Raw genomic sequence first — 25297 nt, forward strand, 5'->3', positions numbered from 1 at the left:
CCGAGCCCGTACGTCCCCCTCGGCGAGACCGAGACCCCGAGCCTTACGCCCCCTCGACCGGCGGCGTCGCCTGGATCTCGTCCGCGTGCTCACCCGTGACCAGGTAGACGACACGCTTGGCGACCGACACGGCGTGGTCGGCGAAGCGCTCGTAGTAGCGGCCGAGCAGGGTGACGTCGACGGCGGTCTCGATGCCGTGCTTCCAGCGGTCGTCCATCAGGTGCTGGAAGAGCGTGCGGTGCAGCAGGTCCATCTCGTCGTCGTCCTGCTCCAGCTGGAGCGCCAGATCGACGTCCTTCGTGATGATCACCTCCGCCGCCTTCGCCATGAGCCGCTGGGCGAGCTGCCCCATCTCCAGGATGGTGGCGTGCAGGTCGTTGGGCACCGCCTTGTCGGGGAAGCGCAGCCGCGCCAGCTTGGCGACGTGCTGGGCGAGGTCGCCCGAGCGCTCCAGGTCGGCGCTCATCCGCAGCGAGGTGACCACGATCCGCAGATCGGTGGCGACCGGCTGCTGGCGGGCCAGCAGCGCGATGGCGCGGGCCTCCAGGTCGTGCTGGAGGTCGTCGACCTTCTGGTCCGCGGCGATCACGCTCTCGGCGAGCTTGAGATCGGCGTCGAGCATGGAGGTGGTGGCCCGTCCGATCGCCGAACCGACGAGCCGGGCCATCTCGACCAGGTCCTCGCCGATCGAATCGAGTTCCTCGTGATAAGCGTCGCGCATGGAAGTCCCTCTCCAGATCCTTACTGAGGCCGGGGTCCAGGTGCCGACCCCCACGCTGCCACGGTGCGGTCCCAACGCGTCGGGATCCGCCCCACTAAGTGAACCGGCACTATCCCCTTGGTGAACTCTGGGCGACGAGTGTTCGAGATGGCACCCGGATGGCTGGGAGAGTGTCGGCGCGCCCGCATAACCTTGAGACATGGACGTGAACGCGGCGGTCGCCGCAGCTGCCGCGATTGCCGGGTTGTGCACCGGTGTGATCGCGATGCTGGCGTTCCGCTGGAGCGAACGCGAGCAGAAGCGACCCACGCGTACGTCCCTGCGGCCCGACGGCAACGCCGCACTCCCCCCGGGGGTGGACACGGTCCTCTCCGTGCTCAGCTCGTCCGCCGTCGTGCTCGACGAGAGCGACAGCGTGGTCAAGGCCAGTTCGGCGGCCTACGCGCTGGGCCTGGTCAGGGGCGGACGCCTGGCGGTCGATCCGATGCTGCACATGGCCAGGGACACCCGGCGCGACGGTGAGATACGGCAGGTCGAGCTGGATCTCCCGCGTCGCGGCACGGGCCGGGGCGAGGCGCTCGCCGTCTCCGCCCGGGTCGCTCCGCTGGGGTCGCGCCTGGTGCTGCTCCTGGTCGAGGACCTCACGGAGGCCCGTCGCATAGAAGCGGTGCGGCGCGACTTCGTCGCCAACGTCAGCCATGAGCTCAAGACCCCGGTCGGTGCCCTGTCCCTGCTCTCCGAGGCCGTCATGGACGCGTCCGACGACCCGGAAGCGGTGGAGAGGTTCGCCGGCCGCATGCAGATCGAGGCGACCCGGCTGACCAACCTCGTCCAGGAGCTCATCGACCTCTCGCGGGTGCAGAACGACGACCCGCTCGAGGACGCCGAGCCCGTGCGGGTGGAGGAGCTGGTGGCCGAGGCCATCGACCGGTGCCGCCAGCAGGCCGGTTCGAAGCAGATCACCATGGCCTCGGGCGGCACCGCGGACCTGTTCGTCTGGGGAAACCGGAGCCAGCTCGCGGCCGCCCTCGGCAATCTCGTGGAGAATGCCGTCAACTACAGCCCCGCCCGTACACGCGTCGGCATCGCCGCCCGGAAGATGGCCGTGCCCGGCGGGGACCTCATCGAGATAGCCGTGACCGACCAGGGCTTCGGCATCTCCGAGAAGGACCGTGAGCGTGTCTTCGAGCGGTTCTACCGCGTCGACCCGGCCCGCTCACGGGCCACCGGTGGCACCGGTCTCGGCCTCGCCATCGTCAAGCATGTGGCCGCCTCGCACGGCGGGGAGGTCACCGTATGGAGCTCGGAGGGACAGGGCTCCACGTTCACCCTGCGGCTGCCCGAGTCGGGCGTCGTACGGGGTCGTACCGCCGGCGGACCACTCGTCGTCAACGGAGCTGTTGACGACGACGGGCCGTACGGGACCGATTCTTATGAACCATTTCCTGCCCCGGAGGCTCTTCCGTGACCCGAGTGCTTGTCGTCGAGGATGAGGAATCCTTCAGCGACGCCCTGTCCTACATGCTCCGCAAGGAAGGCTTCGAGGTGGCCATCGCGGCCACCGGCCCGGACGGCCTCGACGAATTCGAGCGCAACGGCGCCGACCTCGTGCTGCTCGACCTGATGCTGCCGGGCCTGCCCGGTACGGAGGTCTGCCGGCAGCTGCGTGTCCGGTCCAACGTCCCGGTGATCATGGTCACCGCCAAGGACAGCGAGATCGACAAGGTCGTGGGGCTGGAAATAGGAGCCGACGACTACGTGACCAAGCCCTTCTCCTCGCGGGAGCTGGTGGCCCGCATCCGCGCGGTGCTGCGCCGCCGAGGCGAGCCGGAGGAGGTCACCCCGGCGGCCCTGGAGGCCGGTCCGGTCCGGATGGACGTGGACCGCCACGTCGTCACGGTCTCGGGCGGCAAGGTCGACCTCCCGCTGAAGGAGTTCGACCTGCTGGAGATGCTCCTGCGCAACGCGGGCCGCGTACTGACGCGCATGCAGCTGATCGACCGGGTCTGGGGCGCCGACTACGTGGGCGACACCAAGACCCTCGACGTCCACGTCAAGCGGCTCCGCGCCAAGATCGAGCCCGACCCCGGGGCTCCGCGGTACCTGGTGACGGTGCGGGGCCTGGGCTACAAGTTCGAGCCGTAAACCGAGGGCCGCGGACCACGTGGGGGGTGCCTCCGGCGGAGACACCCCCCACGCGCGCGTCGTGCCTCAGTGACCGGCGGCCGCGTCGTCCGTCGCAGTGGCCGAGTCGGTCGGCGTGGCCGAGGGGCTGTCCGACTGCTCGCCCGGCGCCTCGGACTGCTCCCCGGGCGTCTCGGACGCGGAGTCCGAGGGCGTGGGCATGGGCTTCGCCGAGGGCAGCGCGCTCGGGCCGAAGTCCTTGAAGAAGCCGGTCGCCGGGACGATGGCGGCGCCGAGCGCGATCTCGCCCGTCTCGCTGAACGTGAAGGCCACGGTCTGCACGTTGCCGTTGCGTCCCGCCTGGCTGCCGTTCTCGATCACGGCCGAGGCGTTGTCCTTGCCGCCGATGACGACCCGTCCTCCGGCCGGGACCACGAGCGGTCCCCCCTTGGCGGCCTGAAGCTTCACGGTCGCGCTGGTGCCCGGCAGGGTGACCTTCTCCACGACCTCCCGCTTGGCACCGTCGTTGAAGAGGGTGGCGGCGATGACCGCCGGGCCCTCGGCGTCCGGCTCGGGCTGGGTGATGATGTTCAGGTTCTGGATCTTGATGGAGTCGACAGCGGTGGCTGCGTTGTCCGGCCTGACCTGAAGCGTCTGCGCGTCGTTGCCGGCACTGCACGCGGACAGACCGGCGATCGAGAACACGAGGGCAGTGGCGGCGAGGGCGCCGTGTCGAAGGCTGCGGCTCACGGCGGCGGCAACTCCTTGAACGTTCGGACTGCGGACTTCGGACTCTGCGGACAGGAAGGCCCGAGCGGCCGTAAAGCCGCCCTAAGTGTGTGTCAGCGGCCTCAGGTTACCGAGCCGTCGTCCAGGGCCCGCACCCGACCCGCCCCTCGGGCCGGGCGACCTGTGGGACTCCGCGTGGTCCGATGACATCCGGCCGCATTGCCGATGCCTTCCGGCCATGGCACAGCCGTCTCCGGGGCACCGTGATTCGCGCGGCGTTCACAAAACGCGGGGTGAGCCGCGCGTTGACCGACGGATGATCGATTTCAGGGTGACGGCGCATTTCTCGCGCATAATCCACCCGTCCCCAGGCCGTTGATCAATTTCATTGACCACCGACGCTAAGAGCCGTACGAGTGATCGAGGTCCGAACGGAGTACGGAAAGTTCACCATCCTGAAACCGGCAAAACGGGACGTTCGACCCCTTCTGGAGGTCTTCCGGCGTGTGTGACGCACGCGTTTCGGGTCGGCCGTACGCCCGCTCCGACCTGCGAATATCGCCTTCCGGAAGCCTCTCGCAGCACGTTCGTGTTGTAGTTGTCAAGCCCCGAGATATGCCCTGACCTGCGAAAACGCCATTCAGGAGAAGCGGTTCTCGTGTTACTCTGGATAGCCACGGAAGGGGTACCTGTCACATGACGTTCAAGGTTGGCGACACCGTGGTCTATCCCCATCACGGGGCCGCGCTGATCGAGGCTATCGAAACTCGTCAGATCAAAGGCGTGGACAAGACCTACTTGGTGCTCAAGGTCGCCCAGGGCGACTTGACGGTTCGTGTGCCGGCGGACAATGCGGAGTTCGTCGGTGTGCGCGACGTAGTCGGGCAGGAGGGTCTGGACCGGGTCTTCGAGGTGCTGCGCGCGCCGTACGCCGAAGAGCCGACGAACTGGTCCCGACGCTACAAGGCAAATCTCGAGAAGCTCGCCTCCGGCGATGTCATCAAGGTCGCCGAAGTGGTGCGTGACCTGTGGCGTCGTGAGCGCGAGCGCGGACTCTCCGCAGGTGAGAAGCGCATGCTTGCCAAGGCCCGCCAGATCCTGGTGAGCGAGCTCGCTCTCGCGGAGAACACGAACGAGGACAAGGCCGAGGCCCTGCTCGACGAGGTCCTCGCGTCCTGAACCGGACGACACCGGTCGGCCGGATGACGCCGGCGAACTGAATCCGGTCGCACGAAGTATGCCGCGGTGCCCGCTGACCAGCCGTCTTCACGGTAAGTCGTCGGGCGCTGCGGCATGTTCGGATCCGCGCGAGGACGCGAGGATCCGTCCGGAAGCGGTCCGGCGCGCAGCTGTGCCGTCCCTCTCAGCAACTTCCACCAGCGACTTCCGCCGGTCCCGCTGCGGCTCGGCCGACCAGGGGTCACGGAAGGGTTCCTGGTCGGATCAAGGCTCAGCGCCCGGTTCTCCCCCCAACCTACGGTCGGGGGCACGCCCAGGCCATACCCAGGTCGGCCGTGGGAACAAACCTGCCGAAGCTTCGGAGTGCTACCCGATGTCATCGATGTCACCGACGCCAGCTGAAACGAGTCCTTCCCGCACCGCCGCGGTGATCCCCGCCGCGGGCCGTGGGGTACGGCTCGGCCCCGGTACCCCGAAGGCGCTGCGCGCGCTCGGCGGTACTCCCATGCTGATCCACGCCGTAAGGGCCATGGCCGCGTCCCGCGCCGTCTCGCTCGTCGTCGTGGTCGCGCCCCCGGACGGCGCGGCCGAGGTCAAGAACCTCATCGACGGTCACGCGCTGCCCGAGCGCACCGACTACGTCGTCGTCCCGGGCGGTGCGACACGCCAGGAGTCGGTGAAGGCCGGCCTGGACGCCCTGCCGGCCGACGTCTCCGTCGTACTCGTCCATGACGCGGCCCGGCCCCTCGTGCCGGTCGACACCGTGGACGCCGTCATCGAGGCCGTACGTGAGGGGGCCCCGGCCGTCGTACCCGCGCTTCCTCTCGCCGACACCGTCAAGGAGGTCGAGCCGGGGGAGCCGGGCGCACCTGAGCCGGTCCTCTCCACCCCCGTGCGGGCGCGGCTGCGAGCGGTGCAGACCCCGCAGGGCTTCGACCGGGGCACGCTGGTCAGGGCGCACGACACCGTCGCCGTCGACGGTGAGGGCGCGACCGACGACGCGGGCATGGTCGAACGGCTGGGCTCGCCGGTCGTCGTCGTGCCCGGGCACGAAGAGGCGTTCAAGGTGACCCGCCCCCTGGACCTGGTCCTCGCGGAGGCCGTTCTCGCACGCCGGAGGGCGAACGATGGATTCTGAAGCAGCGAAGAGGCAGCCGGCTCCCGTGATTCCGCTCGTCGGCATCGGGACCGACATCCACGCCTTCGAGGAGGGCCGCGAGCTCTGGTGCGCGGGACTGCTGTGGGAGGGCGAGGGCCCCGGTCTGGCCGGGCACTCCGACGCGGACGTCGTGGCGCACGCCGCCTGCAACGCCCTGTTCTCGGCCGCAGGGCTCGGGGATCTGGGGCAGCACTTCGGTACGGGCCGTCCGGAGTGGTCGGGTGCCTCCGGCGTCACCCTGCTGACCGAGGCCGCCCGGATCGTACGGGCCGAGGGCTTCGGGATCGGCAACGTCGCGGTGCAGGTCGTCGGTCTCAGGCCGAAGATCGGCAAGCGGCGCGACGAGGCCCAGAAGGTGCTGTCCGACGCGGTCGGCGCACCGGTCTCGCTCTCCGCGGCGACCTCCGACGGTCTCGGGTTCACCGGCCGGGGCGAGGGCATCGCGGGCATCGCGACCGCGCTGGTCTACCGCGCCGCCGGCTGACACCCGGGCCCGCCCGCCGGGCCCGTCGGCTGCCACCCGGCGTCCCCCGCCGGGCGGCCGCAGGCTGACACCCAGGCCCGTCGGGTGACACCCAGGCTCGTCGGCTGACACCCGGGCCCGCCCGTCAGGGCCGCCGGCTGGCACCCATCTCCGCCCGCCGGGCGTGGCCACTCCGCCCCGGCGCGTGGAGCCCCGATGGCTTATTGCACATCGCTCGCACGTACGCTGGAGCGGTAAGTGATGGGCCGTAGGTGAGGGTGAGTGTCAGTGGTGAGCGCGATCGCCGGAGCGACCAGGGCGTCCGACGCGCGGGCCGGAGCAGACGGATACGTCCTGCGGACCGCCACCCCCGAGGACGTCGGTGGTGCCCGGGCCGTGATGCTGGACACCGTCTACCGCGACCTGCGCTCGGGATACGTGCCCCGCTGGCACGCCGACATCATCGACGTCGAGAGCGCCTACCTGCGCCCTGAGCGCTGCACCCTCCTGGTCGTCGAGCGCGACGGCGAGGTCGTGGCGACGGGCGCGGTGCGGGACAGGGGTCCGCAGACGCCGCCCAACCCGCAGTGGGTCGCGGACCGTTTCCCCTCCGGCTCGACGGCCCAGCTGTGCCGGATCTACGTACGTCCCGAGCACCGCAGGCACGGCCTGGCCCGCAGGCTGGTGCGGGAGCTGGGGGACTTCGCCGCGCGGGCGGGCGGCTACACCTCGCTCTATCTGCACACCGATCCGGCCGTGCCGGGCGCCGAGCCGTTCTGGCGGTCGCTCGCGCACGAGGTGTGCGACGAACGCGCGCTGCCGGACGGCGGTCAGGGCATCGTCCACTTCGAGCTCCCGATGCCCGTGCCTCCGGGGACCGGGACCCCGAACATCAGATGATAATCGTTTTCATATAGGGTCTCCGTCATGCCTACGCCCCGAAGCCGCCGCTCCCCGCTGCCGGTCATCGCCGCCACCGCGGCCCTGCTGCTCCCGCTCGCCGCCTGTTCCTCGTCGAGCGGCTCCGGAGCGTCCGCCGACGCGCAGCGGCTCCGGGTCGTCATGGCCTTCCCGCCCGCCCAGGCCATGTCCCCGTACGGGGACGACGCCGTCACCCTGAGCAGGCTCGCCGTCGTCGAGGGCCTCACCGCCCTGGACAGGAACGGCGCCGCCGAGCCCGCGCTCGCCGCGTCCTGGAAGCAGGAGAACCCCACGACCTGGGCGTTCACCCTCCGCGACGCCGTGTTCCAGGACGGGGCGAAGGTCGACGCCGACGCGGTCGTGCGGTCCCTCACCGCGGCGGGCAAGGCGTCCCCGCTGCCCCGGGTGCTGTCCGACGCCTCCCTGAAGGCCACGGCCACCAGCCCGGACACCGTACGGATCGTCACCAGGGGCGATGACCCCCTGCTCCCGCAGCGGCTCGCCAACCCGTCCCTCACGATCCTGTCCGCGGGCGCCTACAGGAACGGCAGGGTGAACCCCGCCGGCCACGCCACCGGCCCGTTCACCCTGACCGACGTCAAGGGCGCCGTGGCCGCCACCCTGGAGCGCAACACCGACTACTGGGGCGGCAAGGCGAAGGCCCCGGGAGTCGACGTCACGTTCACCGCCGACGGCACCGCCCGCGCCAACGCGCTGCGGACGAAGGCCGTCGACGTCGCCGAATACGTCCCGATCTCGCAGGCCTCGCTGCTGGGTGACTCGTACGTCCACGAGTTCCCGTCCGCCCGGACCAACGGCCTCTCGCTCAACACGAGGCGCGGCGTCTTCGCCGACCCCGCCCTGCGCGCCGCCGCCCGCGAGGCCATCGACTCCAAGGCCCTGGTCGACGGCGTGTACGAGGGACGGGCCAACACCGCCCAGGGACTCTTCGGCCCCGGCATCCCCTGGGCCGCCGGCCTGCGCACGGACCCCACCGGAAGGACCCCGGCCGCGAGCCGCGAGGAGGTGGCGAGGACGAAGGAGATCGTCCTGGCCACCTACACCAACCGGCCTGAGCTCCCCGAGGCCGCGACGCTCGTCCAGCAGCAACTGGAGAAGCGGGGCTTCACCGTCAAGCAGGTCGTACGCGACTACGCGCAGATGGAGGCCGACGCGCTCGCCGGGAAGTACGACGCCTTCATCCAGGCGCGCAACACCCTGCTCGACACCGCCGACCCCGTCTCCTACCTCGCCTCCGACTTCACCTGCGACGGCAGCGCCAACATCTCGCAGCTGTGCGACAAGAAGGTGGACACCGCCATCGCCGAGGCGACGTCGGTGACCGGCACCGACGCCCGTCACCGCGCGGAGATGACGGCCGAGGCCGCCGTCCTCGGCACCGACGCACTGGTGCCGCTCGTCCACGAACGCTTCGTCCAGGGCTACGACGACGCCCGCGTCGAAGGCGTCGCGCTCGACCCGATGGAACGCACTCTCATCACCGCCGACACCCGCGTCGGGTGACCCCGTGAAGTACCTGGCCGGACGGCTCGGCGCACTCCTCGCCGTCGTCGCCGTCATCGGCCTGCTGCCCTGGCTGACCCGCACCGACCCGGCGCTGACGATCCTGCACGCCCGCTACGCCGACCGGCCGCCCACGTCTGCCGTGCTCGACGCGATCCGTGCCGAGACCGGACTCGACGGCGGACCGCTGCACGTCCTCGGCGACTGGGCGTCCGGACTGGCGCACGGCGACCTGGGGGAGTCCTGGGTCTCCGGGCAACCGGTCGGCCCCGACGTGACGTCAGCGCTCGGCGTCTCCCTCACCCTCATGGGTGTCTCGCTCGCCGTCGCCGTCCTCCTGGCCCTCGCCCTCGCCTCCGGCACACTCCGTCGGGGCGCCCGGCGGCGGCTCGTCACCACCCGGGCGGGCGTCGGCGCCGCGGTGCTCGCCGCACTGCCGGAGTTCCTCCTCGCCGCGGTCCTGGCCACGGTCCTCGCCGTACAGCTGGGCTGGTTCCCCGCACTCGGCTGGGGCGCGCCCGTCCAGCTCGTCCTGCCCGCCCTCGCCATGGGCGTCCCGGCCGGCGCCCTGCTCGGGCGGCTGCTGGACGACGCACTGCCCGCGGCGTTCGGCGAACCCTGGGCGCGGGCCGCCACCGCGCACGGGATGCCCGCCCGGCGGATCGCGGCCCACGCCCTGCGCCGCACCCTGCCCGCTCTGCTCCCCCAGCTCGGCTTCGCCGTCGTCGGGCTCACCGGCGGCGCCGTCGCCGTCGAGGCGCTCTACTCGATTCCCGGTCTCGGCGGCACCGCCCTGTCCGCCGCCCTGGCCCAGGACCTGCCCGTCCTCCAGGCGTGCGTCCTGCTCCTGCTCCTCCTCGGGGTCGCCGCCGGACTCGCGGCCCGGCTCGGCTCCCGTGCCCTGCTCGGCCCCGCCCGTACCGACGGAGCGCTCCCTCCGCTGGTCGCGCCGCCCCTTCCCGCCCGGCGGGCGGTGGCCGTCGCCGCCGTGCTCCTGGCCGCACTCCTCCTCGCGGTCGTCGTCGCGGGGCTGCTGCGCGACCCCCTGCACGCCGACGCCACCGTCCGCCTCGCGTCCCCCACGGCGGCCCATCCACTGGGCACCGACTCCCTGGGCCGCGACGTCCTCGCCCGGCTGGGCCACGGGGCGGCCAGGACCGTGCTCACCGCGGTCGCCGTCGGCGCCGTCACCCTGCTCCTCGGGCTGCTCGCCGGCGCCGCCCGGGCCGGCGCGCTCACCGAGACGGCCAACGCGCTGCCCGCCGTACTGGCCGGGCTCGTCGTCGCGGGCCTCGTCGGCCCCGGAGCCTGGGGCGCGGCGGCGGCCGTCGCCGTCGTCGCCTGGGCCCCGCTCGCCGCCCACACCTCCGCGCTGTACTCCCAGGAACGCGCCGCGCCGCACGTCGCCGTCGCCCGCGCCCTCGGCGCCGGTCCCTGGCACCGCCTGCGCCGCCACGTACTGCCGGGCGTCGTGCCGCCGGTCGTACGCCACGCCGTCCTGCGCGTCCCCGCCATCGCCCTGGCGCTCGCCTCCCTCGGCTTCCTCGGGCTCGGAACTCCCGCCCCGGAGCCGGAGTGGGGCCGCATGCTCTCGGAGAACATGCCCTACGCCGAACGCGCCCCCTGGGCAGTCCTGGCCCCCGCCGCCGCCCTCGCGGTTCTCGGCGCTCTCGCGGTGCTGACCACGGCGGCCGTACGCGGCCGCGGGGCGCGGCCGATCCGCGGGGCCGTGCGCGGCGGGGGGCGCGGGTGACGACGGCCTCCGCGGGTATCCGGCCGGTCGCCGGCAGCCCGGACCTCAAGCCCTACCTCCGGCTCCTGACCGCCACCCAGTTCGCCTTCAACACCGGCTTCTACGCGGTCCTGCCCTACCTCGCTGCCCACCTCGGCGACGGACTCGGCATGGCGGGCTGGCTCGTCGGGCTCGTGCTCGGCCTGCGCACCTTCAGCCAGCAGGGCCTCTTCGTCGTCGGCGGCGCCCTCACCGACCGCTACGGCCCCCGGCCGGTCGTCCTCGCCGGCTGCGTCCTGCGCATCGCCGGCTTCTGCTGGCTCGCCGGCGCGGACTCCACCGCCACCGTCATCGGGGCCGTCCTCCTCATCGGCTTCGCCGCCGCCCTCTTCTCACCCGCCGTCGAGTCCGAGACCGCCAGGAGTGCCGTCGCGTACGAGAGCGAGAACGGGACGCCGCGCGCACAGGTGCTCGCCGTGTTCTCCGCCGCCGGCCAGGCCGGGGCCTTCCTCGGCCCCCTGCTGGGCAGTCTCCTGCTGCTCCTCGGGGGCGGATTCCGGACGGCGTGCCTCGCCGGGGCCGTGGTCTTCGTCGGCGTACTCGCCGGCCACGCCCGTCTCATGCCCCGCCAGCCACGCCGCGTCCGGGCCGCCGGGGCGGGCACCACCGCCGCCCGGCACGTCTTCGGCAACAGGCCCTTCCTCGTGCTCTGCCTCGTCTTCAGCACCTACCTCGTCTCCTACAACCAGCTCTATCTCGCCCTGCCCCAGGAGGTGGAGCGGGCCACCGGCTCGCAGGGCGCTATCGGTGGGCTCTTCGCGCTCTCCTCCCTGCTCGTCGTCGTCGCGCAACTGCCGCTGACCCGCTGGTCAGCCCGGCGCACCGCGCCCCGTACGGCCCTCGTCGCGGGCCTCGTGGCCGTCGCCGCCGGGTTCGCCGCGGTGCCCCTCGCGCCGGCCGGGCCGGCCGGGCTGCTTCCCGCCGCGTCGCTCGTCGTCCTGCTCACACTCGGCCAGATGCTGCTGGTCCCGGCCGTCCGCGGACTCGTACCGGACCTGGTGGACGACCACCGGCTCGGGCTCGCCACCGGCGCGCTGTCCTCGGTCTCCGGCCTCGCCGTGCTCATGGGCAGCGCCGCCACCGGAACGCTCCTCGACTCGCCCGGCCCGGTGCTGTGGTCGGTGCTCGCGGCCGTCCCTCTGGCCGGTGCGGCGCTCGCCCTGACGCTGCCCGGCGGTCAGCGCGAGCCTGAGCCGGCGACCACCGTCACCGATTAGTTGTGACACGTTTTCCACAGGGGGCGCTGGGCACTGGCGCGGGCCCACTACCCTTGAGGGGTGACTATTCGCCTGCATGACACCAACGCCCGGCAGATCCGTGACTTCGTCCCGCTCACAGCGGGCTGTGTCTCGATCTACCTCTGTGGCGCGACTGTCCAGGCCGCCCCGCACATCGGGCACATCAGGTCCGGGCTGAACTTCGACATCATGCGCCGCTGGTTCGAATACCGCGGCTACGACGTGACGTTCGTCCGGAATGTCACCGACATCGACGACAAGATCATCAAGAAGTCCGCCGAGCAGGGCCGCCCCTGGTGGGCCATCGGCTACGAGAACGAGCGCGCGTTCAACGCGGGCTACGACGCGCTGGGATGCCTCCCGCCCACGTACGAACCGCGCGCCACCGGTCACATCACCGAGATGATCGAGATGATGCGCGGCCTCATCGAGCGCGGCCACGCCTACGAGGCCGACGGCAACGTCTACTTCGACGTCCGCTCGTACGAGGGGTATCTGGAGCTCTCCAACCAGGACCTCGACGACCTGCGCCAGCCCTCCGGCGACAACGAGACCGGCAAGCGCGACAAGCGCGACTTCGCCATGTGGAAGTCGGCGAAGCCCGGTGAGCCCAGCTGGGAGACCCCGTGGGGCCGCGGCCGTCCCGGCTGGCACCTCGAGTGCTCCGCGATGGCGCACAAGTACCTCGGCACGGCCTTCGACATCCACGGCGGCGGCATCGACCTGATCTTCCCGCACCACGAGAACGAGATCGCCCAGGCCAAGGCCTTCGGCGACGAGTTCGCGAAGTACTGGGTGCACAACGGCTGGGTCACCATGTCCGGCGAGAAGATGTCGAAGTCCCTGGGCAACTCCGTGCTGGTCAGCGACATGGTCAAGCAGTGGCGCCCGATCGTCCTGCGGTACTACCTCGGCACCCCGCACTACCGGTCCATGATCGAGTACAGCGAGGAGGCCCTGCGCGAGGCCGAGTCCGCGTTCGCGCGGATCGAGGGCTTCGTCCAGCGCGTCATGGAGAAGGCCGGAGGGCCGGTCGAGGCCGCCCCCGAGGTGCCGCCGGCGTTCGCCGAGGCCATGGACGACGACCTCGGTGTCCCGCAGGCGCTCGCGATCGTCCACACCACGGTCCGGCAGGGAAATTCGGCGCTCGCCGCCGACGACAAGGAAGCCGCCGTCGCCCGCCTCGCCGAGGTGCGCGCGATGCTCGGCGTCCTCGGCCTGGACCCGCTCGACCCCCACTGGGCGGGCGAGAGCGACCGCGGCGAGGATCTGCACGGCGTCGTCGACACCCTCGTACGGCTCGTGCTCGACCAGCGCCAGTCGGCGCGGGAGCGCAAGGACTGGCCCGCCGCCGACGCGATCCGCGACCAGCTCAACCAGTCCGGCCTCGTCATCGAGGACAGCCCCAGCGGACCCCGGTGGACTCTCGGACCGCGCTGAGCGGATCTCGCACCATGCGTGAGCAGCGCAAATGTGCCGCCCGGCCGTCCGGGCGGCACACTTTCACTTGACGACGTTTTTCTGAAGCAACGAAACAGGTAGGTCATGGCCGGGAACAGCCAGCGCAGGAACCGCCGCACGTCCAACAAGAAGGGCATGCAGGTCGGCAGCGGCGGTAACCGACGCCGTGCTCTCGAAGGCAAGGGCCCGACGCCGCCCGCCTCCGCCCGCAAGGGACACAAGAAGAACAGGGTGGCGAACGCCCAGGCCAAGCAGGCCGCGTCCCGCCGCCCCGCCCCGCGCCGCGGTGGCGCCAAGGGCACGTCGGAGATGGTCGTCGGCCGTAACCCGGTCTTCGAGGCGCTGCGGGACGGCGTTCCGGCGACCACCCTCTACGTCCAGCAGTACATCGACAACGACGAGCGGGTCCGCGAGGCCCTTCAGCTCGCCGGCGAGCGCGGCAACATCCACCTCATGGAGGCGCCGCGCCCCGAGCTCGACCGGATGACGAACGGCCTGAACCACCAGGGCCTCGTCCTCCAGGTCCCGCCGTACGAGTACGCGCACCCGGAGGACCTCACCGCCGCCGCGTACGACAACAACGAGGACCCGCTGATCGTCGCCCTCGACGGCGTCACGGACCCCCGCAACCTCGGCGCGATCGTCCGCTCCGTCTCCGCCTTCGGCGGCCACGGCGTCGTCGTCCCCGAGCGCCGGGCGGCCGGCATGACCGCCGGAGCGTGGAAGTCCTCGGCGGGCACCGCGGCCCGGACCCCCGTCTCGCGCGTCACGAACCTGACCCGCGCCCTGGAGGGCTACCAGAAGGCCGGCCTCACCGTGGTCGGCCTCGCCGCCGACGGCGAGCACACCGTCGAGGACCTGGAGGCCCTGGCCGGTCCCGTCGTCATCGTCATCGGCAGCGAGGGCAAGGGTCTGGGCCGCCTCGTCGGCGAGACCTGCGACTATCGGGTCCGCATCTCCATGCCGGGCGGTGCCGAATCCCTCAACGCCGGTGTCGCCGCCGGCATCGTCCTCTACGAGGTGGCCCGCCGCAGGGCGTGACGTCGGGGAGACGGCGGGCACCCGGAGCCCTGAGCCCGGGTCCCTCCGCCTCCGCGCCGCGAGACCATGCGGAACCCGGACGGGAGACGCGCGGAGACGTGCGGGGCCGGGACGGGAGGCGCGCGGGGCCGGGACCGCGGGACCCGTGCCCGCACCCGGGCGCGGTCCGACGCGCGGAACCCACCCGGGCCAGCCGGGCCTGGCGCACGGAATCGTTCCGGCCCACCCGGGCCCGCCGCGCGGGATCGTGCCGCGGACATCGCCGCCCCGGTCGGGTGGCGTACGCCAGGTGTCTGCGGGACGCCGTACGCCATGCGGCACCCCGCCTCCGCACCCGCGTACGCCGTGAGCACGCCGGGCGGCGTAGGGCCGGACCGCCGACGGGGACACGTCCGGGCCGCGGAGTCCCGGGCCACGGCTTCCCGGCCCCGCGGGGAGGCCAACGGCCACGCCCGTCCCCACGCCAGTCCCCACGTCTGTCCCCGCGTTCGTCCCGGCACCCGTTCCCCCGCCCGGAGTACGCGGACGGACCCGGAGCGGAGAGCTGTTGACGGGTCTCGGACACTTCGGACGCGTCAAGGCAGTGTCCTAATCACACATCACTCGGTTAGATGAGTGTGGACACCAGAACGCCTCGGTTCGACGACCAACCCGCCCTGAGCATGACGAAGGTGGACAGCGACCCCGCGCAGGTCATCGTCAGCCACGCCAGCTTCCGGGTGCAGCTCGCCCCGGGTCAGCGCACCCGTCTGCGCCCCGTGGGCTCCGCCGGACCGGTCAGGATCCCCGCCATGGGCGGCGCGGGCGGCCGGAGGCGGGCTCCCGTCGTGTGGAGCGGCAGGTCCGAGCCGGGCGACCCCGGAGCGACCGGACTCCTGCAGGCCGTACGGAACTCCACCGCCGGCCACCTCGACACGCGCCCCGGCGGCGATTTCGGTACGGGCTACGACGGCGGCGGCACCCAGGTCATCCCGCGCCTCGACGAGACCCAGCCCAACCCCGTGCTCGTCGCGCCCCAGAGGCCGGGAGGCGGGCGTACCGGACCGCTGCTGCCCCCGATGCGGCAGGCCGTCGGCGCCTACGACAGCGCCGATCCGGCGGCCGGCGACGTGTACGAGTTCTCCGACGACGATCCCGGCACCGAGGACCAGGGCGGTTCCTCCGCGGGGGAACGGCGCCACGCCAACGACACCGTCCGGCACGCCTACTACCCCGGCCGCCGGATGAACCTCGGCGTCGTCCTGCTCCCGCTGCGCGTCATCCTCGGCTTCCTCTCCATCTACGCCGGCATGGGCAAGCTCTGCGACCCCGCCTACTTCGACGGCGGCGACCGCGGCTCCATGGTCAAGTGGCTGACCTCGCTGCACCCCTGGACCGCTGCCGAACCCCTGCGCGACTTCGCGCTCTCCCACCCGGTCGCGGCCGGGCTCTCCGTCGCCTTCCTCCAGGTCGTCGTCGGTGTCCTCACCGTCCTCGGACTCTGGCAGCGGGTCGCGGCAGCCTTCGGCGTCCTGCTCTCCGCAGCCATCCTGGTGACGGTCAGCTGGCGCACCGCCGCCGCCTACGACACTCCCGACATCATCCTGCTGGCCGCCTGGAGCCCGCTCGTCATCGCCGGTGCCCCCGTCTACTCCCTCGACGGACGCCTCGCGGGGGAGGCATGGCGCACGCTCGGACCGCGCTCCGAGATCTGGGACCTCCGCCGCAGGGTGCTGCGCCGCGGCGTCGTCGTCGCCACGGTCGTCGTCGGCCTGACTCTGCTGGTCGGCTCCATGCTCGGCGGGGCGGTCCGCTCCACCGAGGTCGTCACGGTGCCGGGACCCGACAGCTACCCGACCAACCAGCTGCCCGGCTCCCCGCTCCCGGGCGAGGCCAAGGACACGAAGCGCAAGCCCTCCATGACTCCGGAGAACCGCGCACCCGAGACATCCCCCTCCAGCGCGCCCGGCACCCCGTCGGCGGAGGAGTCCACCCCCGGCAGCGAGTCCTCACGTGACGCCGGGCCGACGGCCGGGGCGAGCACGGGCGCGCCCAGCCAGACGCAGGGGACCGGCCAGGCGCCCCCGCAGGAGCCGGCACCGCAGGAACCCCCGACCGGTGACACGGGCCCCAGCTCCTCCGGACCCGCCGGCTCGGGCGGTACCACCGGCGGTTCCGACGGCGGCGGCACCAGTGGCGGATCCGACGGCGGATCCTCCTCGGGAGGCGCAGGCCAGAACCCCATCGGCGGCCTGCTGGGCTGACACCGGCACCTCACACCAGGGAAGGGCGGCCACCGGATGTCCGGTGGCCGCCCTCGTGTACGTGGAGGACCGGTCAGCCGCCCGTGTGGGCGCCCAGCTCCTTCGCCGCCTCCGTGAGGTCCTTCGCGGTGTCGATGGCCCGCCAGTACGCCCCGTGCGGCAGCGGGAACCCCGCCAGCCGGCGCTCGCGGGCCAGCCGGGGGAACGTGGTCCGCTCGTGGTCGCCCCGGTCCGGGAGCATCCCGGTGAACGCGGGCGCGAAGACGTACACGCCGGCGTTGATCAGATACGGCGACGGGGGCGACTCGATGAAGTCGGTGATGTGCCCGAACGCGTCCGTCTCCACCGCACCCCACGGGATCCGGGGGCGGGCGAGCGCCAGCGTCGCGGTGGCGTCCCGCTCGGCGTGGAACGCGGCCATCTCCCGCAGCGAGAAGCGGGTCCAGATGTCGCCGTTGGTCGCGTACCAGGGCTCCGACGGCTCCGGCAGCCGGGCCGCGGCATGCCTGAGACCGCCGCCCCGGCCCAAGGGCTCGGTCTCGACGACGGTCGTGACACGCAACGGAAGATCGGCCGAGTCCAGCCACTCCTGCAGCACATCCGCGAGATGGCCGCACGAGATCACGGCGTCGGTGACGCCCTCGGCGGCCAGCCAGGACAGCTGATGGCCGATGATCGGGGTCCCGGTCCCCGGGATCTCGACCATCGGCTTGGGGCGGTCATCGGTGTACGGGCGAAGCCGTGAGCCCTGACCACCCGCCAGGATCACGGCCTGCGTCGGATACGTATGCATGCCAGGCACGATATGCCGTGCCCGGATGTGCCCGGATCAGCTGAACTGTGCGACGCCCGAGGCGAACGAGGTGTCACAGACGGGCCGGGAGAAGCGGTGGGCGCGCGTCGGGCCGTACTGGTCGACGGCGGCCTTGCCGAGCGCCTTGGCGATCGACATGCAGTGCTTCGCGAGCGAGGGGCGCCCCTCGACGGTGCGCTGGAGGCTCGTCAGCGCGACACCCGGGTCCTTCTCGCGGAGCTCCAGCAGGAGCTTGTCCCGCAGGACGTCCTGGGGGGCACGGGCCTTCGCCTGCTTGGACACGGTCTCCGAGGCGGCGGCCAGCAACTGGGTCTCGGTGTCCTGTCCCGACCACTGCACGCGGGTGACCGCGAGGGTCCCGGACAGCACCATGACGACGGGCAGTACGAGGGCGAGGGTTCGGCCGATGCGGCGCGCGGTGTGGGTCACGCAGGCGAGCGTAGCGGGCAGTGATGGTTCGGCGACATTTCGTCACCCTTGCGGGGGATGGTTCGAGTGGCCTTTTCGAATCAGACGTTGACGCGCTGGGGGGAATTGACCGGTGTGCCAGGGAATTTGACGCCCCGCGGGACCGAAACCCGATCCTGCCCGCGACACGCGAACGGCCCCGCGTCCGGAAGGGACGCGGGGCCGTTCGGCTGGATCGGACAGGTCAGGCGGTCAGGCGCTCACCGGTCGACGTGGCGAAGACGTGCAGCTCGTCCGGGCGCGGCACGACGTGCAGCTCGGTGCCCTTCTCCGGGACGGCGCGGCCGCCGACGCGGACCACCAGGTCCTTGTGCTCGCCACCGACCTGCGCGCCACCGTAGACGAAGCCGTCGGCGCCGAGCTCCTCGACGACGTTGACGGAGACGGCCAGGCCGGCCGGGGCGTCGGAGGAGGCCTTGGAGAGGCCGGTCGCGGCGGCGCCGCCGTGCTCGACGATGTCGAAGTGCTCGGGGCGGATGCCGACCGTGACGGTGCGGTCGCCGCGGTCCGCGGCGGCGGAGAGCGCCTCGCGGGAGACCGGGACGACGCTGTTGCCGAACTTCACGCCGCCGTCGGTGATCGGGACCTCGACGAGGTTCATCGCCGGGGAGCCGATGAAGCCGGCCACGAAGAGGTTCGCCGGGCGGTCGTACATGTTGCGCGGCGAGTCGACCTGCTGGAGGAGACCGTCCTTGAGGACCGCCACGCGGTCACCCATGGTGAGGGCCTCGACCTGGTCGTGGGTGACGTACACGGTGGTGATGCCGAGACGGCGCTGCAGCGAGGCGATCTGCGTACGGGTCGACACGCGGAGCTTGGCGTCGAGGTTCGACAGCGGCTCGTCCATGAGGAAGACCTGCGGCTCACGCACGATGGCGCGGCCCATGGCCACACGCTGGCGCTGACCACCGGAGAGCGCCTTCGGCTTGCGGTCCAGATAGTCGGTGAGGTCCAGCATCTTGGCGGCCTCTTCGACCTTCGCCCGGATCTCGGTCTTGTTCACACCGGCGATCTTGAGGGCGAAGCCCATGTTGTCCGCGACGGACATGTGCGGGTAGAGCGCGTAGTTCTGGAACACCATGGCGATGTCCCGGTCCTTCGGGGGCAGGTGCGTGACGTCGCGGTCACCGATGCGGATCGCACCGCCGTTGACGTCCTCGAGACCCGCGAGCATGCGCAGGGAGGTCGACTTGCCGCAACCGGAAGGACCGACGAGGACGAGGAACTCGCCGTCCTCGATGTCGATCTCGAGCTGGTCCACAGCCGGCTTCGTGGAGCCGGGGTAGACGCGGGACGCCTTGTCGAACGTGACACTGGCCATAGCGGTGCTTCTCCTCCACCGGCAGGTACGTGCCGGACGATCCGAGTAAGGGAGTGGTGTGGTCCACTCGAGTGAACCTGAGGTGACGCTACCTGGCGTTTTCGAATCTGTCAGCAGTCCGAGGTCCCGAATATCGAGCAGGTTTCGCTCCCCACGTTGGTTACACTGCTCCCGCACGCCTCCTTAGCTCAGTCCGGCCAGAGCAACGCACTTGTAATGCGTAGGTCGTCGGTTCGAATCCGACAGGGGGCTCCATGGAACCCCAGGTCACACACCCCGTGACCTGGGGTTTTTGCTGTTTCTGGGCCGGTGCGCCGGATGGCCGGGGCGCGGTGGGAGCGCCTGCGTGAGCGGTGCGTGAGCGGAGCCGCTCGGGACCTCTACTTCTTGGGCTTCCGGCGCTTGGCCTTCGCGGCCTCTTCGGCCTGGGCTTCCGCCTTGCCACTCGGCTTGCCGCCCTTGGCCCTGCCGGCCTTCTTGGCCTTCTCCTTCTTCGCGGCCTTGCGTGCGGTCTTCTCGGCCTCGGCCTCGGCCTCGGCCTCGGCCTCGGCCTCGGCCTCGGCCTTGCGCTGGAGGGGGACGAGTTTCGCGGTGGCCTCGGCGGCGCTCCTGCCGACGTGGGGCAGGACGCTCTGGTAGATGTCCCGGGTGATGCGGGTGTCGCTGTGGCCGAGGGTGTCCGACACGATCTTGATGTCGATGCCGGCGGCGAGCATGAGCGTCGCCGCGCCGTGGCGGAGGTCGTGCAGGCGGATCGGCGGGAGGCTGGAAGCGGCGACGAGGCGCTCGAAGAGGTCGGTGACCTTGCCCGGGTGAAGCCAGGAGCCGTCCTCCTGTGTGAAGACGTGGCCGGTCTCGACCCAGGCCGTGCCCCACTTCTCGCGGTCTTGGCCCTGCCGTTCGCGGTAGCGCTTCAGGACGTCGACGGTGTCGTCATCGAGCGCGACCACGCGGTAGCCGCTGTCGGTCTTGGGATCGGACGCCTCGATATCCCAGCCGTCCTGCACGAGTTGGGAGGAGACGGTGAGGGAGTGGGTGTCGAGGTTCGTCTCCGACCAGGGCTGCCCGCACGCCTCGCCACGGCGCAGGCCGCGGAAGGCGATGAGGTGCCACATCGCGTAGAGCCGGTCATCGGCGACGAAGTCGAGGAAGGCGCCGGTCTGCTGGGGTGTCCAGACCATGACGGGCGACGGCTTCTCGCCCGTCTGCTCCCATTTGGTGACCCGTTCGTCGGTCCACACGAGCGCCTTCGGCTTGCGTACGGGGTCGATCTCGACGTGGGCGGCGGGGTTGAAGGTGATGATCTGCTGCCCGATCGCGTCGTTCAGCGATGCCCGGAGGGTGGCCTTGACGTGCTGGCGCGTGGAGGGTCCGGTGATGCGGCGGAAGGGCGGCATCTCGTCGATGGCGGCCTTCATCGCCTTGCGTCGGGCTCGGTTCTGCACGCCCTTCCACGGCACGGTCGCCATCTCGTCGATCGCGGCTCGGCGCTGGGCGTTGTCCTCCAGGATCCGGGCGTTGGCGTCGCGGATGTCCGTGAACATCTCGCTGAGGTGGCTGACGCGCAGTCGGTCAAGGCGTCGGTTGCCGATGTGCGGCTTCAGGTGCATGCGGATGTCGGTCTCGTAGCGGTTGAGGCCAGACTTGCGTATGCGCTTGCCGGCCAGCCACCGGTCGAGCCACTCGGCGACGGTCAGGCTGCCGAGGAGGTCCTGGCCGGCGTTGAGGCGCCGCCTCGTCTCCTCGACCTCGGGCAGAGGCGACCGTTCGCGGCTGACCTCGGCCAGCATCTCGGCGATGAGGTCGACGCCCTCGGGGTCGTCCGACTCGGCCAGCCCCAGGAGGGCACGTACGTGGTCGAGGTCGGCCTGGGCCGCCTTGAGACTGCCGTACCCGCCCCGGGCGAACGAGCGCCGGCTGCCGTCCTCGCGGGAGGGCAGTTCCTGGCGTATGGAGTAGGTGCAGTGGTTCCTGCTGTTGCGCTTGGGGCAGGAGGTGCCGAGTTCCTTGCCGGTCTGGGGGTCGCGGCAGGAGCAGCGGCGGTAGGTGGAGCCCTTCAAAGATCGTTCTCCTCGGTGGTCTCGGGATCGCGCCCGGATGAGTCGATTGCGTGGGCCACGTCGTGCCACAGAACCGGGGGTGTGACGCCCTCTTCCTCGATGAAGGCGCGAACTCTGCGCAGGCGGTTTTCGGCGCCGTCGGCCGCCTCGGCGGCACGGGCCTGGGAGCGGAGGGCCTCGGCCTTCCGGTCGGCGTTCGGGGCGGTCTGGGCGTGGTAGCGCGCGTACTCCTCGTCGCGTCGCGCGCTTCGCAGTCGCTCCTGGGCGGCTTGGTGGGCCCGGAAGTAGCGGAGCATGTCGTCGTCCGCGCCGAGTTCGGTCTCCTCCCCGGTGAACCAGCGCAGCGCGTCCAGTGGGGAGGTGGAGTCCTGGAGCGGGAGCCGCTGCACGTCGTCGACGTAGCCGACGGGGTAGATGAGGCAGATGGGCGGGGTGTTCAGTGCCTGGGCCAGGACCATGACGTCGACCAACGGCAGGTTGGAGCGGCGCCTGGACTCCATGTTGGCGATGACGTTGCGGGGGATCGGGTGGCCCATCTCCTCGCACTTGTCGGCCAAGTCCTTTGCACTCCAACCCAGTTCCCTCCGTCGTCTGCGGACCTCTGCGGCCACGGTGGCCATGACCTGGTCCACCCACTCCAGGACGTCGTCCTCGTCGTCATCCCTCTTGGATCCATGGTCGCTCCGACGTTGTGTCATGAAGACACATTAACTCGCCTAGCGTTGATTCCAAGACCTGGAGACGGGCGCGGCAGCCGCGTTCGCCGTGGGCTCAGTCATGGATGGAGCGCGTATGCGTGAGAACGAAGAGGTCGGCCGAGTGAAGGGGATGAGTCGCGGGGAGCTTCTGGAGCTTCCTGCAGCCGTTGACCTGGAGACGGGGGCCCGGGCGCTGGGGCTCGGTCGGAGCAAGGGGTACGAGCTGGCCAAGCGCGGCCAGTACCCCTGCAAGGTGCTCAGGCTCGGGAACGCCTACCGGGTGGTGACCGCGGACCTGTTGGCCCTGTTGGGCCTGGCAGCTTGAAGCGCCGGAAGCGCCGTAGATGCTTCTGCGCTGAGCTGACACAGAAATGCTGGACTGCTGCGAGGTGCGGACGTACTGTCCGTGTTCCCCGAAGGGCGGCGGCCTGTGTTCCCCGAGGGAACGGGCCGTGCGTTCCCTGAAGGAGCGCGGGATGCCTGGCCACGGGGCGGCGAGCCACCAGCCAGAAGGAAATGGGCCCCCGGCGGTGCAACGCCAGAGGCCCCAGGACTCCCCAGCAATCCCATGAGAACCGACCCGGCGGCAGGGGCGTGCAAGCCCGTGCACCGCCAGACGAGGAGCCGCCCAGTGCAACCCGAGAACCCCGAGCCCTATTCCGCCCCCGCCCGAGCAGCCTGGCCCGCCACGGCCGTACCCGGCCGGCCCGGCGCCCACCTGCGCCCCACGCAGGACGACAGCGCCACGGTGGACCCGGGCGAAGGCGCGGCAGACGGCAGCGCCAGCGAGGAGGACCCGGCGAGCGGACTGGAGGCCGTCCCGGACGCGGAACCGACACCGGGCACCAAGTTGCTCGACGAACTGCGCTCCCAGATAGCCCAGTTCGTGATCCCGCCCTCGTCCGAGGCGCTGGACGCGATCACCCTCTGGGTGGTGGCGACGCATCTCCAGCCCGCGTGGCAGCACGCACCACGGCTGGCGGTGGTGGGGCCGGCCAAGCGCTGCGGCAAGTCGCGGCTCCTGGACGTGCTGACCGAGACAGTCCACGAGCCGATGCTCACCATCAACACCACGCCAGCGGCCATCTTCCGCTCCATCGACGGCGAGGAGCCGCCGACGCTGCTGGTGGACGAGGCCGACACCATCTTCGGACCCAAGGTCGCGGAGAAGAACGAGGAGACACGCGGTCTCCTCAACGCCGGCCATCAGCGCGGCCGGTACGTCACCCGGGTCGTCGGCAACGACCACACCCCGCACAAGTTCGCCACCTTCGCCATGGCGGCCATCGCGGGCATCGGAGACCTGCCGGACACGGTTATGGACCGGTCGGTCGTCATCCGCATGCGCCGCAGGGCCGAGGGCGAGAAGGTCAAACCCTTCCGCTCACGGCGCGACATCCCGGCCCTGCACGAGCTGCGCGACCGCATTCACACCTGGGCCCGCCCGCTGCTGGAGGATGCCGCGAGTCAGGAGCCGGGTATGCCGGTCGAGGACCGTGCTGCCGACACGTGGGAGCCCCTGGTGACCGTCGCCGATCTGGCGGGCGGTCGCTGGCCCCGGCTCGCGCGGGTCGCGTGCGCGCGGATGGTCGCCGCCGAAGTGGCAGCCGAGGAGGACCACCCCAGCGGAGCGCGCATCCTCGCCGACATCCGGCGGGTCTTCTTCGCCCAGCGGGAGGCGGACAGCCTCTCCACCGAGGATCTCCTGCACTACCTGAACGCGGATGCTGAAGCCCCGTGGGGCGACCGGGGGCGCTCCGGCCTGACCTCCCGGGAGCTCAGCGGGATGCTGCGCGACTACGACATCCGGCCCGGCAACGTGCGCATGGCCGACCGGTCGCAGCGCAAGGGCTACACCCGCAACAAGTTCCTCGACGCTTGGCGTCGGTACTGCCCGACCGTCCACCCAATCGCCTCTCGCGGCGACGGCTGAGCCGTGCCCTCCTTGGTTGCCGTACTTGCCGTCCCTGCCGTGATCTCGCAGGTCAGAGCACACACCGGCAAGACGGCAGCCGAGGGCAAGACGGCAACGCAGACGTCCCCGTGCTGGCAGCCCGCCACGGGGCACCGCCCAGATCCGTCTTGACCCGTCCCAAGCGTCCTTGCCGTATTACCCCTGGCCACAGCCCTCCCTGCCGGGACGGCTGCCGCAACGCAGCCGTCCCGGCAGGGAGGGACCGAACCGCAGCCGCCGCCTCCCTGTTCCGAGTCTGGACAAGACGCTGGCGCCGCCCTGCCGGGACGGTACGTCCGGAGCGCTGCCGTCCCGCGTTGACCTGCACGTGCAACGGCCGAGACGGCAAAGACGCCCCACACCACTACCCCCAGGAGCTTCCCGCTTGACTGCCCCGCACCTCACCACGCAAGCACCAGGAGCACGAGACGACGCCCGCAGCGAAAGGCAGCCGAAGGAGCGTGTTGACGCCGAGCAGCTCGTGCTCGGCGTGGCCGGCATCGTCATCGTCGCCCTGACAGCCGGAGCGTTCTGGCTCTCCTACGCGCACCTCGCCGACGTCGCCGGCCAGCACGGGCTCGGCGCATCCCCCATCCGCCGCTGGGCCTGGCCCGCCACCCTGGACGCGTTCATCATCGCGGGCGAACTGCTCATGCTGCGCGCAGCGCTGCGCCGCGTCACCGACCCCTGGGCGATCGCCGTGACCGCCGTCGGATCGGCCGGCTCCATCGCGTTGAACGTCGCCGGGGTCAGCGGCACCGGAAACGCGGGCACCGTACCGTTCCTCGACTACGTGGTCGCAGCCGTTCCTCCGGCCGCCGCGATGGTCGCCTTCGGCGTCCTGATGCGACAGATCCACCAGCTCGTCGCACCGCAGGACGACGTCCCGGACACCGGCTCCGTACAGGTCCTGGAACGGTCGGCCGGCGACATCAGCCACAGCCACCGGCCGGCTTGCGCACCTGATGGTGCGCAAGCCCCGAGTGACGAGCGGACGGAACCTGCGCCCCAGGTGCCGGAGAGCAAACCGAGCGGTGGCCGGCCGCCGAAGGCGACTATCGCGGAGCTGACGGATATCGGCCGGGCCACCGGTCATCAGCACGGCAAACTCACGCGCGGCCTGCTCCGAGCGGCCGTGAAGGACCGGAACCTGACGATCGGCAGTGAGCGGCAGACCGAGGTGATGGAGAGGCTTCGGCCGGAACTCGAAGCTGCCGGTATCGAGGTATCCAGGCGCTGACGCCGAGCCGGCTCGGGTGACCGGAACCCTTCCGGCCACCCGAGCATCGGCCGACCGGCCCGCAGATTTCCACACCTGTGGACACCGCGATGGCCGCGCCGCGCAGACATCTTGGCCCCGCTCGCCCCGCCGCACTTGGAGCATGTC

22 protein-coding genes and 1 tRNA gene are annotated in these 25297 nt (G+C 71.3%); 16 read left to right on the top strand and 7 right to left on the bottom strand.

Annotated elements, in window-relative coordinates:
- Positions 1-43 precede the first annotated feature (43 nt).
- Positions 44-721: a phosphate signaling complex protein PhoU gene (gene phoU / locus ACIRJR_RS32375; RefSeq protein ID WP_403787257.1), complete on the bottom strand. Its 678-nt coding sequence runs from the start codon at positions 719-721 to the stop codon at positions 44-46.
- A gap of 199 nt (positions 722-920) precedes the next feature.
- Here phoU and ACIRJR_RS32380 point away from each other — a divergent pair, with 199 nt between their 5' ends.
- Both ACIRJR_RS32380 and ACIRJR_RS32385 read left to right on the top strand, forming a co-directional pair.
- The gene (locus ACIRJR_RS32380) at positions 921-2189 is read left to right on the top strand and encodes a sensor histidine kinase (protein ID WP_403787259.1); all 1269 of its coding nucleotides are present in this window, start codon (positions 921-923) and stop codon (positions 2187-2189) included.
- Entirely contained in the window at positions 2186-2866 is a 681-nt protein-coding gene (locus ACIRJR_RS32385; RefSeq protein ID WP_014047499.1) for a response regulator transcription factor, read from the top strand. Before ACIRJR_RS32380 ends, ACIRJR_RS32385 begins: the two co-directional genes overlap by 4 nt.
- Positions 2867-2932: 66 nt before the next feature.
- Here the strand turns inward: ACIRJR_RS32385 and ACIRJR_RS32390 are convergent, their stop codons facing one another.
- A complete protein-coding gene (locus ACIRJR_RS32390) occupies positions 2933-3595 on the bottom strand; it encodes a DUF461 domain-containing protein (RefSeq protein ID WP_403787261.1) in 663 nt (220 codons plus the stop codon).
- 675 nt (positions 3596-4270) lie between these two features.
- Here ACIRJR_RS32390 and ACIRJR_RS32395 point away from each other — a divergent pair.
- The 10 genes from ACIRJR_RS32395 (at position 4271) to ACIRJR_RS32440 (ending at position 16595) form a co-directional block, all read left to right on the top strand.
- Entirely contained in the window at positions 4271-4753 is a 483-nt protein-coding gene (locus ACIRJR_RS32395) for a CarD family transcriptional regulator (RefSeq protein ID WP_006380568.1), read from the top strand.
- 373 nt (positions 4754-5126) lie between these two features.
- The gene (gene ispD / locus ACIRJR_RS32400; RefSeq protein ID WP_403787263.1) at positions 5127-5891 is read left to right on the top strand and encodes a 2-C-methyl-D-erythritol 4-phosphate cytidylyltransferase; all 765 of its coding nucleotides are present in this window, start codon (positions 5127-5129) and stop codon (positions 5889-5891) included.
- On the top strand, positions 5881-6396 hold the full coding sequence (gene ispF / locus ACIRJR_RS32405) for a 2-C-methyl-D-erythritol 2,4-cyclodiphosphate synthase (RefSeq protein WP_403787265.1): 516 nt from the start codon (positions 5881-5883) through the stop codon (positions 6394-6396). The genes ispD and ispF overlap by 11 nt, the downstream gene beginning before the upstream one ends.
- Before the next feature lie 267 nt (positions 6397-6663).
- Entirely contained in the window at positions 6664-7275 is a 612-nt protein-coding gene (locus ACIRJR_RS32410; protein WP_403787328.1) for a GNAT family N-acetyltransferase, read from the top strand.
- Between the two features lie 27 nt (positions 7276-7302).
- A complete protein-coding gene (locus ACIRJR_RS32415; protein ID WP_403787267.1) occupies positions 7303-8820 on the top strand; it encodes an ABC transporter substrate-binding protein in 1518 nt (505 codons plus the stop codon).
- A 4-nt stretch (positions 8821-8824) separates the two neighbouring features.
- Positions 8825-10573 carry an ABC transporter permease subunit gene (locus ACIRJR_RS32420; RefSeq protein ID WP_403787269.1) on the top strand — a complete coding sequence of 583 codons (1749 nt, stop codon included), beginning with the start codon at positions 8825-8827 and terminating at the stop codon, positions 10571-10573.
- Complete coding sequence (locus ACIRJR_RS32425; RefSeq protein ID WP_403787271.1) at positions 10570-11829, top strand: MFS transporter; 1260 nt, start codon at positions 10570-10572, stop codon at positions 11827-11829. Before ACIRJR_RS32420 ends, ACIRJR_RS32425 begins: the two co-directional genes overlap by 4 nt.
- A 60-nt stretch (positions 11830-11889) precedes the next feature.
- Positions 11890-13290, top strand: a complete 1401-nt coding sequence (gene cysS / locus ACIRJR_RS32430; RefSeq protein ID WP_403787273.1) for a cysteine--tRNA ligase — start codon at positions 11890-11892, stop codon at positions 13288-13290.
- Positions 13291-13395: 105 nt separating this feature from the next.
- Positions 13396-14352, top strand: a complete 957-nt coding sequence (gene rlmB, locus ACIRJR_RS32435; protein ID WP_403787275.1) for a 23S rRNA (guanosine(2251)-2'-O)-methyltransferase RlmB — start codon at positions 13396-13398, stop codon at positions 14350-14352.
- A gap of 611 nt (positions 14353-14963) precedes the next feature.
- Entirely contained in the window at positions 14964-16595 is a 1632-nt protein-coding gene (locus ACIRJR_RS32440; RefSeq protein WP_403787278.1) for a DoxX family membrane protein, read from the top strand.
- A 73-nt stretch (positions 16596-16668) separates the two neighbouring features.
- Here the strand turns inward: ACIRJR_RS32440 and ACIRJR_RS32445 are convergent, their stop codons facing one another.
- The 3 genes from ACIRJR_RS32445 to ACIRJR_RS32455 all read right to left on the bottom strand — a co-directional run bounded on the left by ACIRJR_RS32445 (position 16669) and on the right by ACIRJR_RS32455 (position 19198).
- On the bottom strand, positions 16669-17388 hold the full coding sequence (locus ACIRJR_RS32445) for an NDP-sugar synthase (RefSeq protein ID WP_403787281.1): 720 nt from the start codon (positions 17386-17388) through the stop codon (positions 16669-16671).
- Between the two features lie 36 nt (positions 17389-17424).
- Positions 17425-17838, bottom strand: coding sequence for a hypothetical protein (locus ACIRJR_RS32450; protein ID WP_403787284.1), 414 nt, complete (start codon positions 17836-17838; stop codon positions 17425-17427).
- A gap of 223 nt (positions 17839-18061) precedes the next feature.
- Positions 18062-19198, bottom strand: a complete 1137-nt coding sequence (locus ACIRJR_RS32455; protein WP_403787287.1) for an ABC transporter ATP-binding protein — start codon at positions 19196-19198, stop codon at positions 18062-18064.
- A 177-nt stretch (positions 19199-19375) separates the two neighbouring features.
- On the opposite strand from ACIRJR_RS32455, the gene ACIRJR_RS32460 reads away from it, so the two are divergent.
- Positions 19376-19453 (top strand) — tRNA-Thr (locus tag ACIRJR_RS32460).
- Between the two features lie 125 nt (positions 19454-19578).
- On the opposite strand, the gene ACIRJR_RS32465 is transcribed toward ACIRJR_RS32460, so the two are convergent.
- Complete coding sequence (locus ACIRJR_RS32465) at positions 19579-21258, bottom strand: tyrosine-type recombinase/integrase (RefSeq protein ID WP_403787290.1); 1680 nt, start codon at positions 21256-21258, stop codon at positions 19579-19581.
- The gene (locus tag ACIRJR_RS32470) at positions 21255-21956 is read right to left on the bottom strand and encodes a transcriptional regulator (protein WP_403787293.1); all 702 of its coding nucleotides are present in this window, start codon (positions 21954-21956) and stop codon (positions 21255-21257) included. The genes ACIRJR_RS32465 and ACIRJR_RS32470 overlap by 4 nt, the downstream gene beginning before the upstream one ends.
- A gap of 94 nt (positions 21957-22050) precedes the next feature.
- Here ACIRJR_RS32470 and ACIRJR_RS32475 point away from each other — a divergent pair, with 94 nt between their 5' ends.
- From ACIRJR_RS32475 to ACIRJR_RS32485, 3 genes are all read left to right on the top strand, one after another.
- A complete protein-coding gene (locus ACIRJR_RS32475; RefSeq protein ID WP_403787296.1) occupies positions 22051-22281 on the top strand; it encodes a hypothetical protein in 231 nt (76 codons plus the stop codon).
- Positions 22282-22587: 306 nt separating this feature from the next.
- Entirely contained in the window at positions 22588-23889 is a 1302-nt protein-coding gene (locus ACIRJR_RS32480) for a DUF3631 domain-containing protein (RefSeq protein WP_403787299.1), read from the top strand.
- 406 nt (positions 23890-24295) lie between these two features.
- Positions 24296-25150: a DUF2637 domain-containing protein gene (locus ACIRJR_RS32485; protein WP_386326745.1), complete on the top strand. Its 855-nt coding sequence runs from the start codon at positions 24296-24298 to the stop codon at positions 25148-25150.
- Positions 25151-25297: the final 147 nt, after the last annotated feature.

This window comes from Streptomyces sp. NPDC102402, from assembly GCF_044765765.1.
Lineage (GTDB): Bacteria > Actinomycetota > Actinomycetes > Streptomycetales > Streptomycetaceae > Streptomyces.